The 11817-nt window shown below is 61.3% G+C and carries 18 protein-coding genes, 2 tRNA genes and 1 pseudogene; 5 read left to right on the top strand and 16 right to left on the bottom strand.

Annotated features, from left to right (window positions below):
* Nucleotides 1-460 precede the first annotated feature (460 nt).
* Nucleotides 461-724: a hypothetical protein gene (locus QJT78_RS43885; RefSeq protein ID WP_193375992.1), complete on the bottom strand. Its 264-nt coding sequence runs from the start codon at nt 722-724 to the stop codon at nt 461-463.
* 291 nt (nt 725-1015) lie between these two features.
* Between QJT78_RS43885 and QJT78_RS43890 the strand changes: the two genes are divergently transcribed.
* On the top strand, nt 1016-1264 hold the full coding sequence (locus QJT78_RS43890; RefSeq protein ID WP_038945192.1) for a hypothetical protein: 249 nt from the start codon (nt 1016-1018) through the stop codon (nt 1262-1264).
* Here QJT78_RS43890 and QJT78_RS43895 read toward each other — a convergent pair.
* Nucleotides 1257-1496 carry a hypothetical protein gene (locus QJT78_RS43895; protein ID WP_028149885.1) on the bottom strand — a complete coding sequence of 80 codons (240 nt, stop codon included), beginning with the start codon at nt 1494-1496 and terminating at the stop codon, nt 1257-1259. The genes QJT78_RS43890 and QJT78_RS43895 overlap by 8 nt on opposite strands.
* A gap of 485 nt (nt 1497-1981) precedes the next feature.
* A tRNA-Thr gene (locus QJT78_RS43900) sits at nt 1982-2056 on the bottom strand.
* Between the two features lie 374 nt (nt 2057-2430).
* Here QJT78_RS43900 and QJT78_RS43905 point away from each other — a divergent pair.
* Nucleotides 2431-2856, top strand: a complete 426-nt coding sequence (locus tag QJT78_RS43905) for a hypothetical protein (protein WP_028149884.1) — start codon at nt 2431-2433, stop codon at nt 2854-2856.
* Between the two features lie 83 nt (nt 2857-2939).
* Here the strand turns inward: QJT78_RS43905 and QJT78_RS43910 are convergent, their stop codons facing one another.
* Together QJT78_RS43910 and QJT78_RS43915 are read right to left on the bottom strand one after the other, a co-directional pair.
* Nucleotides 2940-3080: a hypothetical protein gene (locus QJT78_RS43910; protein WP_155257826.1), complete on the bottom strand. Its 141-nt coding sequence runs from the start codon at nt 3078-3080 to the stop codon at nt 2940-2942.
* A 122-nt stretch (nt 3081-3202) separates the two neighbouring features.
* Nucleotides 3203-3676, bottom strand: a complete 474-nt coding sequence (locus tag QJT78_RS43915) for a hypothetical protein (RefSeq protein ID WP_028149883.1) — start codon at nt 3674-3676, stop codon at nt 3203-3205.
* Between the two features lie 307 nt (nt 3677-3983).
* Between QJT78_RS43915 and QJT78_RS43920 the strand changes: the two genes are divergently transcribed.
* Together QJT78_RS43920 and QJT78_RS43925 are read left to right on the top strand one after the other, a co-directional pair.
* Complete coding sequence (locus QJT78_RS43920) at nt 3984-4469, top strand: hypothetical protein (RefSeq protein WP_028149882.1); 486 nt, start codon at nt 3984-3986, stop codon at nt 4467-4469.
* 55 nt (nt 4470-4524) lie between these two features.
* Nucleotides 4525-5040, top strand: a complete 516-nt coding sequence (locus QJT78_RS43925) for a hypothetical protein (protein WP_028149881.1) — start codon at nt 4525-4527, stop codon at nt 5038-5040.
* A 125-nt stretch (nt 5041-5165) separates the two neighbouring features.
* On the opposite strand, the gene rlmB is transcribed toward QJT78_RS43925, so the two are convergent.
* A complete protein-coding gene (rlmB, locus tag QJT78_RS43930; protein WP_028149880.1) occupies nt 5166-5996 on the bottom strand; it encodes a 23S rRNA (guanosine(2251)-2'-O)-methyltransferase RlmB in 831 nt (276 codons plus the stop codon).
* 206 nt (nt 5997-6202) lie between these two features.
* On the opposite strand from rlmB, the gene QJT78_RS43935 reads away from it, so the two are divergent.
* Nucleotides 6203-6288, top strand: a tRNA-Tyr gene (locus QJT78_RS43935).
* Here the strand turns inward: QJT78_RS43935 and QJT78_RS43940 are convergent.
* The 10 genes and pseudogenes from QJT78_RS43940 to QJT78_RS53315 all read right to left on the bottom strand — a co-directional run.
* Nucleotides 6251-7387 carry a tyrosine-type recombinase/integrase gene (locus QJT78_RS43940; protein WP_335337561.1) on the bottom strand — a complete coding sequence of 379 codons (1137 nt, stop codon included), beginning with the start codon at nt 7385-7387 and terminating at the stop codon, nt 6251-6253. The genes QJT78_RS43935 and QJT78_RS43940 overlap by 38 nt on opposite strands.
* On the bottom strand, nt 7384-7569 hold the full coding sequence (locus QJT78_RS43945) for a hypothetical protein (protein WP_038945197.1): 186 nt from the start codon (nt 7567-7569) through the stop codon (nt 7384-7386). Before QJT78_RS43945 ends, QJT78_RS43940 begins: the two co-directional genes overlap by 4 nt.
* A 37-nt stretch (nt 7570-7606) precedes the next feature.
* Entirely contained in the window at nt 7607-8404 is a 798-nt protein-coding gene (locus tag QJT78_RS43950; protein ID WP_038945198.1) for a DHHA1 domain-containing protein, read from the bottom strand.
* A complete protein-coding gene (locus tag QJT78_RS43955) occupies nt 8401-8667 on the bottom strand; it encodes a hypothetical protein (RefSeq protein WP_038945199.1) in 267 nt (88 codons plus the stop codon). The genes QJT78_RS43950 and QJT78_RS43955 overlap by 4 nt, the downstream gene beginning before the upstream one ends.
* Nucleotides 8664-9053, bottom strand: a complete 390-nt coding sequence (locus QJT78_RS43960) for a hypothetical protein (RefSeq protein WP_157790198.1) — start codon at nt 9051-9053, stop codon at nt 8664-8666. Before QJT78_RS43960 ends, QJT78_RS43955 begins: the two co-directional genes overlap by 4 nt.
* 253 nt (nt 9054-9306) lie before the next feature.
* The gene (locus QJT78_RS43965) at nt 9307-10623 is read right to left on the bottom strand and encodes a hypothetical protein (RefSeq protein WP_157790199.1); all 1317 of its coding nucleotides are present in this window, start codon (nt 10621-10623) and stop codon (nt 9307-9309) included.
* Nucleotides 10620-10847 carry a hypothetical protein gene (locus tag QJT78_RS43970; RefSeq protein ID WP_049807996.1) on the bottom strand — a complete coding sequence of 76 codons (228 nt, stop codon included), beginning with the start codon at nt 10845-10847 and terminating at the stop codon, nt 10620-10622. The genes QJT78_RS43965 and QJT78_RS43970 overlap by 4 nt, the downstream gene beginning before the upstream one ends.
* Nucleotides 10847-11086 carry a hypothetical protein gene (locus QJT78_RS43975; protein ID WP_038945202.1) on the bottom strand — a complete coding sequence of 80 codons (240 nt, stop codon included), beginning with the start codon at nt 11084-11086 and terminating at the stop codon, nt 10847-10849. Before QJT78_RS43975 ends, QJT78_RS43970 begins: the two co-directional genes overlap by 1 nt.
* A gap of 94 nt (nt 11087-11180) precedes the next feature.
* The gene (locus QJT78_RS43980; protein WP_193375993.1) at nt 11181-11675 is read right to left on the bottom strand and encodes a class I SAM-dependent methyltransferase; all 495 of its coding nucleotides are present in this window, start codon (nt 11673-11675) and stop codon (nt 11181-11183) included.
* Between the two features lie 33 nt (nt 11676-11708).
* Nucleotides 11709-11817: pseudogene (locus QJT78_RS53315) on the bottom strand (IS21-like element helper ATPase IstB); the annotation flags it as partial.

An 11817-nucleotide genomic window follows, 5' to 3' on the forward strand; every position in this document is an offset into this window, starting at 1 on the left:
CGGCGGCGAGTACCAGGGTCGGCGCCTGGCTCGGCTTAGCCAACGCAATCCATATCTCAGTTTTTGCGTCGTCCGAGGCTACCTCAACGACAGTAAAACTGTTGCCGAACGACTCCGCCATCCACCCCTAATTCCACAGCTCGCTACTCGTTTCTACTTGCGCAGATAAGAAACCGCAGCATGGCCGATTGGCCTACGAGTGAGAGTAGCCCATTGAACAAACCGGTTTTTCGATGATCTGATAGGGAAGGACCATCAGAATGCCCCGTCGTGCCCCACCAGAAGGAGCGCGTAGAACTCGCGATGAAGATTCTGGAGTGTCGCCAAAAGTTGCGGCGAGTTGGCTGGGATTTTAAAACAGGCCGAACGGCTACGCCAGAGATGGAGCGGCTAGAGCGCAAGCTCCGCGAGATGGACGAGTAAGGTCGCTCGGCAGGATTCCACCGTAGCTCGTCTAACGCTAACCGGAAGCACCGCCCTGGCCTCGTTTTTCCGTTCGGCCGGACTGTATATTCTCCAGCGCCGTCGGCGGCTGCAGCCCGGGTGAGGCCAACCAGTTGTTGATGTGCGAGGCCGTTTCGGCCTGGCGAGCTCGCCTGAGGTAGAGCTCCCGCTGGGGGCCGGGCGGCAACTGTGCCGCGGCCTCCCTGAAGCGCGCAGCCTCCTCAGCCAATCTCTCTTCAAATGTTTTCGTATGCTTGGTTCTGTTGCGACGCTTGATCATGCGCTGTTCCATTCGAGGAAGGCGGGAGCGCATTGTCGCGTTCTCATCACCGATGTCTGCCGGAGTGCCGCGCGGTGATGGCGTCTAAACTAACAAGGGTCGTGGTGGGTTTCTTTATCTTATGTTAAGTCACTGATATATTTTGAGAACTACTCAATTGTGCTAACTGCTCATTTTACTGGAAACACAACATTACCGCGCCCCCACGCCGCCCTGGCCCGCCTCAGCAATGGGGCGGGCTACCGCCTTCCCTGGAAGCGCGCTAAGTGTGTACCCGACGAGGGAGGTCACATGTCAGACAAGGCCCGCGAGTTTATCGATTTCTGGGTGGAGAACAGCATCCACGCTGTGGAGCAGCACCAGACTGCGGGCGCGTCGCAGGATGTAGCAGAACTCACGCGGCGTCTCATCGAGGCTGCCAAGGGGCAGGGCATTGCGGATGCCGACTTGCGAGCTGCGATTGGCGACATCGCCGCCTATATCGAAGAGCTTCTGAGGGCGGCCAACAGGGCTGAAAGCGATCGACGTCAGCCTACGTAGGCTTCGTCAACCTATACACATCACCAGGCTGAATGTTAAGCTGCTCAAACATCCGCTGCTGCGCAGCTGTCAATGCGATATCCAACACTTCCGCGGTCCAGCCTTCCGGAACGGCAGCGAGAACCAATGTCAGCGCCTGACTCGGTTTAGCGAGTGCGATCCAAATTTGCGTTGTTGTGTCGTCCGCAGTCACTTCGACGACAGTGAACGAGTTGCCGAACGACTCTGCCATCCGCCCCCAATTCCACAGCTCGCGACTGGTTTCTACTTTCGCAGATTTGAAACCGCAGCACGGCCGATTGGCCTGTTGAGTGAGAGTAGCCCCGTTGAACTAATCGGGCTTTCGATGATCTTATAGGAAGGACCACTCGGAATGCCGCCGTGCCCCACCAGAACGAGCGTGTAGAACTCGCTCCAAACGCGGCAGGCTGTTTACCTTCTGCCAATCATCCGTCGGGGATCTGTCCAGCGATGAAGTCTGCAGCGCGCTTCGCGGGATCGATCGCGACATGCGAATAGCGCGCGGTGGTGGCAGCCTGAGTGTGACTCAGCAGGCGGCCAATGATGCGCAGGCCGAGACTGCAATCCGCTGCCGAAGCCCGCTCCGAAGGGTGCAGGCGTTTTACTTTTTCCGTGGCTTCCCGGTGGCTTTTTCGGTCAAAACTTCCGACGTGTCAAACTGGTGACGTTATATCATATTGAATCATATGAATTATTTGGTGCCGGCTGAGGGGATTGAACCCCCGACCTTCGGTTTACAAAACCGCTGCTCTACCGCTGAGCTAAGCCGGCAAAACCAAATAATTATAAGCAGTTACGAGAAGAAACTGGTCCGGTCGGCACGTTGGGGTGCACGGTCGGGCAGCGTTTGCGTCGATATAGCCGCAGTCGGGGTGTAGGTCTAGTCTGACTGGCTTGCGCTCTTGTCCGCACCGCCACCTGGCAGAAAATGTGTAGAGCCGGAAATCGCCTTGTGAAACCAGACTGCCCCGTTTCAAGGACGTACGGGCGAAGGATGTCAGACCAAAAGAGCGGATGATCGTCGGCGAAACCGTCAATCGATTCTTGGAAGACTAAAGCCGACAAAACAAATGGTGCTCCAAAGCTGTCAAAGCCTTGCGCGGTCTCGGACCCAAATACGTCTCCCTTTGGAGTGAGGACGAGACATGAAACGCTTTCTCGCCATCGCCGCTGCGCTCGCAGCCGCCGACGCTCACGCGGCGCCTCTAGACGATGCAATCAACTGCGCGAATTACGCGACTATTGATGCCGTCTGTCGTGAGCAAAAAGACCCAAGCGACCCTTTGCTCGGCAAACTCAAGACTGCAGCAGGCGTGTTGCACGGTCGCAGCATTCGCATAGGTGCGCAGGCTGGCGTTTCCAAAGAAGCGGTTGGAGCCTTGGCTACGATCGCCAACGACAAGATGACAAACGAGATGTCGCGCAAGTGCGACAACATCAAATTGTTGCGTGATCAATTCGAGGGCACTTGCCGCCCGGTGATGGATCAAGCGTATAAAGATACGCTCATGATGATAGACGAGATCATGAAGGGAAGGGTCCCTAAGATGATAGCGAACGCGCCGCGCTAAAGCATTAGCGACCTTTTCCTCCATCGTCCGCGCCTGCGCATTGTAGGAAAGAGCGAGAATGGCGACGGAGGTGAGCGCATACTTCATGGCTTCATGCCCTCTTCGATCGTGCGCAGCGTCTTGGGAGCGCCGGCGCACCACTTGGCCATCGCAGCCTTGTCGCCGTTCCACGACCCGATGATAGCGGCGCTGCCAATGGCGGCGGTGCCGGGTAGTCGTTTCATGTGTCACCTCATATCCGCGAAGTGAACTTTTCGGCATTCCATGCTTCCAGAGGTGCGTTTCGCCGCCATGAAACAGGCGGCCCGTAGGGCCGCCTGATCCTCTTCACCCGACTTGTGCCGTGTTACTGGCAGATGTGCTGGAGGCCGTCCGCTCCCTTGTACCAGGTCCCGGGCCGGCAAACGATGCCGTTGCGGGCCGCATAGGTATCCCAATTGCCGTACCAGCCCATTTCGCTGCGGCCGCCCGCATACCCACCGGAAGCGTCATAGGCGTAGGAATTGTCCCAGCCGCGGAACGGCGCGGATGCAACGGCTGCCGCGGTGCCCACGGCGGCACCAGCAACGGCGCCTGCGGTGTCGACCGGCCAGAAGCCCGATCGAGTTTCGTCATTCGAATTCACTTGGCCGCGGGCCATGTGCCGGCGCCGATAGGCGCGATCGGTGGTGGGATTGCCGGGGGCGAGATTCTGGCAATTGGGATCCTGGAAGAGCCCCGTACAGCGGCCCGAATTGTCGACTGTGGTTTGCGCGAAGGCCGGTGTTGCCAGCGTGGACGCGACGATCGCGGCCAAGCCAAGAAGCTTCAGGCTCGTCATGGCATTTGCTCCATGTTGTTGAGACCTGTGCTAAGCGCGCCATCCGGCAGTCGTTCCGCGGATTCTCGCATGTGGGGTCACATCGACGTGAGCCCGCGGAGGATGTGCGGTTTGTGCCACGCAACCTCGTGCGATCCGGCATGTGCGGCGGGTTTGTGTCCCGTTAACGCTTCGCTAGCGCAGCTTGCGGCATTTGAGCCGCTATCGACCCTTGCACGTTAGGCTTACCGGAAATTGGTGAGCGGGCCTTAACCCTCTCCGCGTGGCGATCGGATAGGTTGAGCGTCGGATAAACCGGGATCCTTCCATGCGCGCTCTCGCGCTCGCCGCCTTTCTGATCGGATTGCCCGCGACGGCGTTTGCCGGCGGCGGCTTCGATATCGTCGTTCCCGGCCGCCCGGGCGTGCCCATCATCATCGACAACATCGACGCGTCCTACAGCGTGGTCGAGGGTGTCTGGGGCCTCGGCAAGAACGTCCAGGTGCAGCCGACCATCTATGGTGGGCGCTACATCGCCGAGCGGCAGCCCGAGGACGTCGGCCATTATTATCCGACCATGGGCCTGCGGCCCGGCTACGGCCGGCTCGAGGTCGAGCCGCCCGCGAACCGCAAATTGCCAAAGCCCGCCGAGAGCTATCACCAGAGCTGGGATGTGCAATCGGCGCCGCTGCCGCCGCAGATGGACGTGCCCGTCAATCCGCCGCCGGTGATCTTCGCGCCTGAGATCAACGACCGTCCGCGGCGTCCTCGGCCGCGGCCGCATGCACAGGCGCCCGGAAGGCCGCCAACTTAAGAAACGTCAAAAATTCAAGAAAAATCCAAGATACGAAAATCAACAGGAGAGAGTAATGCGTCAGATGATTTCGGGACTGGTTGCGGCGGCTGCCGTGATGTTCGTCGGGGCCGCGCCGGCCGCGGCTTGCGGCTTCAGCACGTGCGGATCGGTTGCGCCGGTCTATAGCGGCTGCAACACGGGTTGCGGTAGCTGGGGTTATGGCCCGGGTTATGGCGGTTGGGGCTTTGAGCACCTCGCCGAGCCGACCACGCAGTATTACTACGTCAACCAGGGGCCGACCTACACCGGACCGGGCGCATTCGCGCCGTACCCGACCTATCGTGAGGACGCGGTCGTCGCGCCCGCTAACTACGGCTACGGCCGTGGTTATGGCTACGGCAACGGCTATGGCTATCGTGCCGCCGCCGCCTATCCCTATCAGCGCCCGTACTACCGTCCGTATCGCTACGGCTATGGCGCGCGCTACGGCTATCTGCCGCGCACGCACTACGGCTACGGTCCGCGCTACGGCTACGCCCACCGCGCGCCGTATTACGGTGGCCACCGCGTGCTGCGCCGCTATTACTGATCGTTTGATTGGTTGAGTTGACGAAACGCCCGTCCGCGTGGTGCGGACGGGCGTTTTGTTTTTTGGATTCTTGGTTTGACGCGTTTTCTTGACGCGAACCGGTATCCAATTCGCTCGAAAACGCTCTACCGCTTCATCAGCCCGAGACGGCTCGCGCCGACATAGAGCGAGAGCACGGCGGCGTTGGAGACGTTGAGGCTCTTGATCTCGCCGGGCATGTCGAGCCGCGCCACGACGCTGCATGTCTCGCGGGTCAATTGCCGCAGACCCTTGCCTTCGGCACCAAGCACCAGCGCGAGCGGCTCGCGCAGCGTGACGTTCGAGAGGTCCTCGCTGCCTTCGCTGTCCAGCCCAACGGTCTGGAAGCCGCGCTCGTTCAATGCGGTGAGTGCGCGGGCGAGGTTCTGCACGGTCACCATTGGCACCAGCTCGAGAGCGCCGGAGGCGGCCTTGGCCAGCACGCCGGTTGCCTCGGGGCTGTGGCGTGCCGTGGTGACGATCGCCTTCACCGCGAAAGCCGCTGCGGAGCGCAGGATGGCGCCGACATTGTGCGGATCGGTGATCTGGTCGAGCACCAGCACCATGCCTTCCTGCTCCAGGGTCTCGATGTCGGGCGAGGGCAGGGCGTCGGCCTCGGCCAGCAGGCCCTGGTGCACGGCGTCGGGCGACAGCAGGCGGTCGATCTCCTGGGGCCGGACGATCTCGGGCGTGACGCGGGTCGCGATGTTCTCGTCCGCAAGCCGCTTTGCGGCGTTCTCGGTCAGCGTCAGCTTGCGGATCTGCCGCTGAGGGTTGGCGAGCGCCATGGTCACGGTGTGCCAGCCATAGAGGATGACCGGTCCGTCGGACTGCGAATCGCGGTCGCGCCAGGCCGGCCGGCCGGCTGATTTTCCGGGCCTGTTGAAGGGCTTAGCCCCGCCGCGGGGGCCCCTTGGGGTGAATTTTCGATCCTTCATGGGCTCGCTTGTGTCACGGGTCCCGGAATATGGCAATTTGGGTGGCTTCGGGGGCGATTTTAGCTGTTCGCCTCGGTTGACTTTGCCCCACCGCATCGCTCATAAACGCGCCCGGTCGCGCCCCCATCCGGGCTGTCGCGGCCTTCACGTTCCATGGCCGTTTTCGGTCGCCGGCAAGGTCCGGCCCGATTGTGCTGCCGTCGAGCGGGGGAGTGTCCCGAGTGGCAAAGGGAGCTGACTGTAAATCAGCCGCCTCATGGCTTCGCAGGTTCGAGTCCTGCCTCCCCCACCAGCCCCTTGCTATGTGGTTGGTCTGTTTGAGTATTCTGCTCCTGATCCCGCACTTTTACAAGCGGTGAGGGAATAGATTTCAGCTTTTCCGCCGCTTTCTTCGCCAGCCGAGCGCGGTTCGCGGTCTTGGTGTAGTGCGCCGCCATGCGCCCGCCGGTCCACCCGAAGATGGCGTCAAGCTCGGTCTCCGTGGCGCCGTTCTCGGCCGCGATGGTAGCCGCAATCTTCCGCACGCCATGGGCGCTCTTCTTCACGCCGGCTGCGCTGGCGGCCTCTGAGAAGGCGTTCCCGAATGATTCCTTGACGAAGCGATGGCCGCGCTCCCCGACGATCCATGTCTCGGTGCCGGTCGGCCCCACGTCGAGGGTCGCTTGCAGGGCGTCCAAGATCGGCAGCGTCACCAGCACGCGCCGGCCGCTCTTCTCGGTGGCGATCTCGATCAGGCCATCCTTAACGTGCTTGGGGCCGACGTCAGCGGCGTCGCCGCGGCGCAAGCCGGTATATAGCAGCACGTCGATCCAGACCCGCTGCGGCGTCCCGAGCGGCCAGAGCTTATAATAGGCGTCAACGTCCTCATGGGTCCACGGCGCGAAGCCGGCATTGCGGCGCCGCTTCGGCGGCTTCACATCGGCGGTCGGATCTCGCCGCACATGGCCGCGCGCCTTGGCCCACTGAAACAGGCCGCGCATCGTGTCAAGGAAGTTGCGGGCTGCCGATGGCGTGTCTGAGCGCCGGTCGAGCCCGTCCTGTATGTCCTCGCTGCCGACCGCGCCGAATGGTTCGTCGCCGGCCGCCTTGAGGACGTGGAGCATGATGTTCTCGCGCTGCTTCCGCGTCGCGGGCGATAGGGCCTTCCACGGGTCAGTCTTCCGGTAGGAATCCCAAAGCCAGCGCAGCGAGCCGGCGGTCGCCTGGCCGCGCTTCGGCAACTTGCCTTGGATAGCGGCTTCGTATTGAGCGTTGAACTCGTCCGAGCCGAACTCGCCACGCAGCCGGTAGCGTGGACCCTGGCCCTTACGCACGTACCAGACGTGCGTGCCATGGCGATTCCGCTCGCGGTGCAGATGGGGTTTCCTGGGTCTCGGCATGGCGGCGATCAAAGAACGATCCTCCGCTTCGGCGCAACTTCCTTTTCGTCCTGTTCCCGAGACTTCGGCGGCAGCGGGTCGATCGTAATGGTGCCGTCCGGCATGATCCGGACCCGGCCGGCATTGCATTGCTGCGCCGCGCGGATCGCACGGGCGACATCAGCTTGCGTCACGCGGGCAGGCGTCCGGCTCATTCACCGCCCCGCTTGTTCGACGACAGTGAGTATGTGGTCATGGCCGCGGCACCGTGAAGCCAGCGGCATTCTTATGGCCTCCGCCGCCGTAGCGCTTGGCGACTTCAGAGACGTCCACGCCATCATTGCGCGAGCGGAGCGACCAGATCACGCCCTTCTCGGTCTCGGCATACATGGCGGCAAATGGGTGGCCTTCGGCTAGCTCGCCGGCGACCTCAGACGACATGAACAGCGAACCGTTAACGACGGGGACGGTATAGCCGCCGATCTCGCGCATGAAATGGTGCTTCTTGGCGCTGTCGATCAGCGTCCGGTAATAGCGGTGGATCGCTTCGCCCTCGGTGATGAGGGTCTGGACTTCAAGCTGATCCCAGACATTAAACTTCTGGGGGTACGACCGAAGAGCCATCGTGAGGGAATCGACACCGGGCAATTGCTTGCGCCACAGGTCTCGGTCTTGGAGGTAATGGAAGAGCAGTGGAACAGGCTCGCCCGGATGGAAGTATTCCCACGCCATCACGGCGCCGCTGCGCTCCATGTCGAAGTGCACCTCGACATTCGGGCATTCGGCGGATAGCCCATCAAGCTCGGCCTGTGCGGTCTTGTGGTGGTCGAGCACTAAGATTGACCGCGCCTTGGCGGCAAGCTCGATCATGACTGGCCGCTTATAGGAGAAATCGACAATCGCCACGTCGAGGCCCGTCACGTCGGGGGGCGCTTCGCCGTAGACGCCAGGCAGATAGTCAGGTCCTGCGCCGTCACGTTTCCAGAGGGCGAAAGCCGCGCCAAAGCCATCGTCACAGGCGCCATGGTAGATGCAGAGGTCGGGGGTCATTGAACTGTCTCCGGTTTCATGCAGGCGAGCTTGATCGACCTCGGGTCGTCAGGACGGCCGGCGGTGGTGATGACGACGCTCTGGCCGCATGCGTCGCACTGGACGACGAACAGGCCGCAGCGCTTTGCGGGATAGGGAAGGTCGGTTTCGCAGACGGCTGCTTGGCCGCGCGATTGATCAATATCGATGCCCTCTGGATGCGCCGGGTTCGGCGGGCACTGCGGCTCACGGCCGCGATCGATCCATTTGACGGAAAGGCTCATGCGCGCTCCTTTGAGGAGACCGCCGAGGCGGCCTTTCGAGCGCGCAAAATGGCGATGCACAGCGCGATGGCGCGGTTGCTGTCGCATTCCCCGTCGTAGTATCCGGTCAACCCAGGTACCCATACTTCCGCGTTGTGGGGAACGTGCATGCTGAAACCAACCGTCCATTTGTAATCGGTCGGCAGCAGTGTCAGGGCCGCGTCAATCGAAGCCGTGAATTGTGGGCACGGTTGCTTGCGGTAGGGGTCACTCCAAAAGATTGGCTCTTCGCCCACGCAATGAGGCTGATAGGCGCCAATGTCAGGATAAAGAGCAAAGACAATATCGACGTCGAGCGCGCGGTCAGGACCATCGGCTTGCTGGAGGCGATTGATAATCTCGTTCATTGTGTTCCTCACTGATCTGAAGGCTGTGAAAGTGCGCCGGCCTATTTGAGGTGGTTCTTGCGCGGGCAAATCGGACTCTCGCACGTCTTCTCCGAGGTCGGCGGACAGATGCAGCCCATCTGCGGCGCAATCGATGGCACGGGTCCGCTCCAACCCCAGCCAGGCGGGTTCATCCCCGGCGTTCGATTGTTGATGCAATCAGCGAACGAGCAGCCGCCAGAATTGGCGCCGCATGGAAAGCGAGCACACGCTATCATTCGTAACCTATACGGGAGTCAGGGCGCGTGAGCGAGCATGAGGCAATGATGCGGTCGGCGATGTCCTTCGCGAGGCGAGCGGCGTCCGAGTTGCCGTCACTGCAAACGCTCTCGATCATAGGGCGGATGATGGCGGTCAAATTCTCCCAAGCTGGCTGTTCGAGCGGATAAAGAGCCGCCGTTGAGTCCATGATCGACTTCTCGATCAGGCGGCGCTCCTCGGGAGTGATGCCTCGCTTACTAACGGCCGCATAGATCGCTCCGTCACTCACTGGCGATTCCTGCGGTACAGCGTTGCGGAGGCGCGCATTCTCTTCCTCAAGCTGCCGTCGAGAATAGAGTGGCTTCGCAGCGATCAGTTCGATATTTAGCCGCTCGATCTCCGCGGCGGCCTCGTTCATGGCCGCGATGTTTTCTTCCTGCTCAAGCTGGGGGCTTTCGAACGGAATATTGCCATGCGCCCACATCGGATTGCGCAGACGATTGATCAGATCGTCACCATTGGCGGCAGACAAACGTGGAAGAGCCGGAGCAAGATGCTGCGCTAGACGGTCGGACCAAGACATGATCACGCCAGCGTCCTCGCCGAGTGCCTTATGCGCCCAAGCGTCGATCGCGTCCTGTACCCCATGCCATGCTGGAGCATCCGTCTCGACCGGAGCGGCCGCCATCCACTCATCAGCCTTGACGCGCCAGTCGTCCTTGTTGGGCTCTGTCATTTCGTCCCATTGGGCATGACCGGACATTACTTTATTGAACAGGCACCGGGCGATGCCATCACGTTCGAACTCACTCACTGGCGATTCCTGCGGTTCAGTCGGAATGAGGTTGGCCTCGTGGTCGTCAAGCATCTGCTTGAAGTCGTCGGCAGAAAGACCGCCATTTGCTCGGTTGGCCCGCATGTCTTCGGCACCGTTCCGGCTCTCATCCGCGAACCACCGCCAAAGCATCTCGAAATAGTCGTAATACTGGCATTCCCGGCCGCACTCGTCGGGTGAGTGCTTCGTCTCGACCGGAGCGGCCGGCGGCTGCGCGGCGAGGGCGGCAATCTTGTCAGCCGCAACGCGTGCGGCATCCTGGAAGATGGCGTTTCCTTGCGGCACCCAAGCCGGCGTCTCGCCTTTGCAGGCCATGCGCATGCGGTCGTAGATGATCTCGGCGGCAGCTTCGCGCCACTCCACGGGTCGTTGGGCAGGAGCGCTGATGAGGCTTTCCAAGTCGTCAAGCACGCATTCGACGGCACGGTCGTAATCGTCCTGGTAGCGCCCCATCAACTCACGGATACGGTCGCGCATTGCCTGCGTTGATTTCATGTCCGACTCCATTTCAAGTGATTGCGCCCGTAAACGATCCAGAGGGCGATGTTCATGGGCAGCAAGCCCCACGCGCCGACGACGTAAATCCAGACCAACCATAGGGCCTGGTTGCCCAGCCCGATCAGCCAAGCATTCGGATGCTTGTTGCCGGCAAGCAGCGTCATCCAAATGGTGATCGCTGACAGAAGCCACGGCAGGTAAATTCGGATGACGTCAGCCATCACTTTCCCCCACATTCGCTGAAAACCCGGCTCGCACGGGCCCAAGAGCCAACCATTTGCTTCACGGTATGGGTTGGCGGGCTGGTGCCCATGAACCCCTTGGTCGCGATGTCGAAGGCGTTCGCCTTCTCGCGCAGCTCGTCAGCGCGAGGGTGTCCGCGATCTGCGAGAGCGTGCATCTTGATCGAAAGGTCGGTCTTTACGACCTCACTTTTACTGTCAGCGGACAAATTCGTCATTTGAAGCTCCAGGCGGAAGAGGGCGGAGCGCCGCTCTTGATCTCGTGACAGGCAACGAAGCCGAATATCACTATGAGGATGGCGAGGGCGCGGATCATTCTGCGGTCTCCCACGAAACTCGATGCAGCTCAGTGGGGCCGCTATGGCCGCGATCCCATACGAACCAGGCGAACGCCATGCCGCTATTGGAGTTCGTCGGACCGTCCCACCCATGCCGATGCATCATCGGCAGACGCTTACGGAACACATGCACGCGGGCGAGGTGGCCGGTGTCGAGGATCGGCGTGCGCTTGTCGCTCTCAAGGAATGCCAGCCGAAGGAGCATGATGACCTTGGGGCAGAGCTCCAGGGCATGGGCTACGAACTCGCCGGCATTCTTGAAGGGCGGATTCGTGACAATCGCCTGCACGCCAATCGGAAGCTGCCGTTCCAGAAGGAAGTCCCAGTGCGCGGAGTCCTGATCGGGCGATCTGTAGTCAACCAGATCGGTGGCGTAGACCTGATGTCCGGCCGCTCGGAGAGCGCGGACGATCACACCGGGGCCGCAAGCTGGCTCCCAAATGACCTCTGGCAGCTTCTCCACGCGCAACAGGGCGTGAACCGCCTCTGGCGGGCTCTCATGTCAATCGGCTTGCAAATTTGACCCTTCATCGGCGTCCAATTTTGACCCCTTTCCGCGGCGGGGTTTGCTGGTAGCGCTGGTCTCGTCGGAGCTGGCCGGGATAGCGGAG

Source organism: Bradyrhizobium sp. Mp27 (genome assembly GCF_029953005.1).
Classification (GTDB): domain Bacteria; phylum Pseudomonadota; class Alphaproteobacteria; order Rhizobiales; family Xanthobacteraceae; genus Bradyrhizobium; species Bradyrhizobium barranii.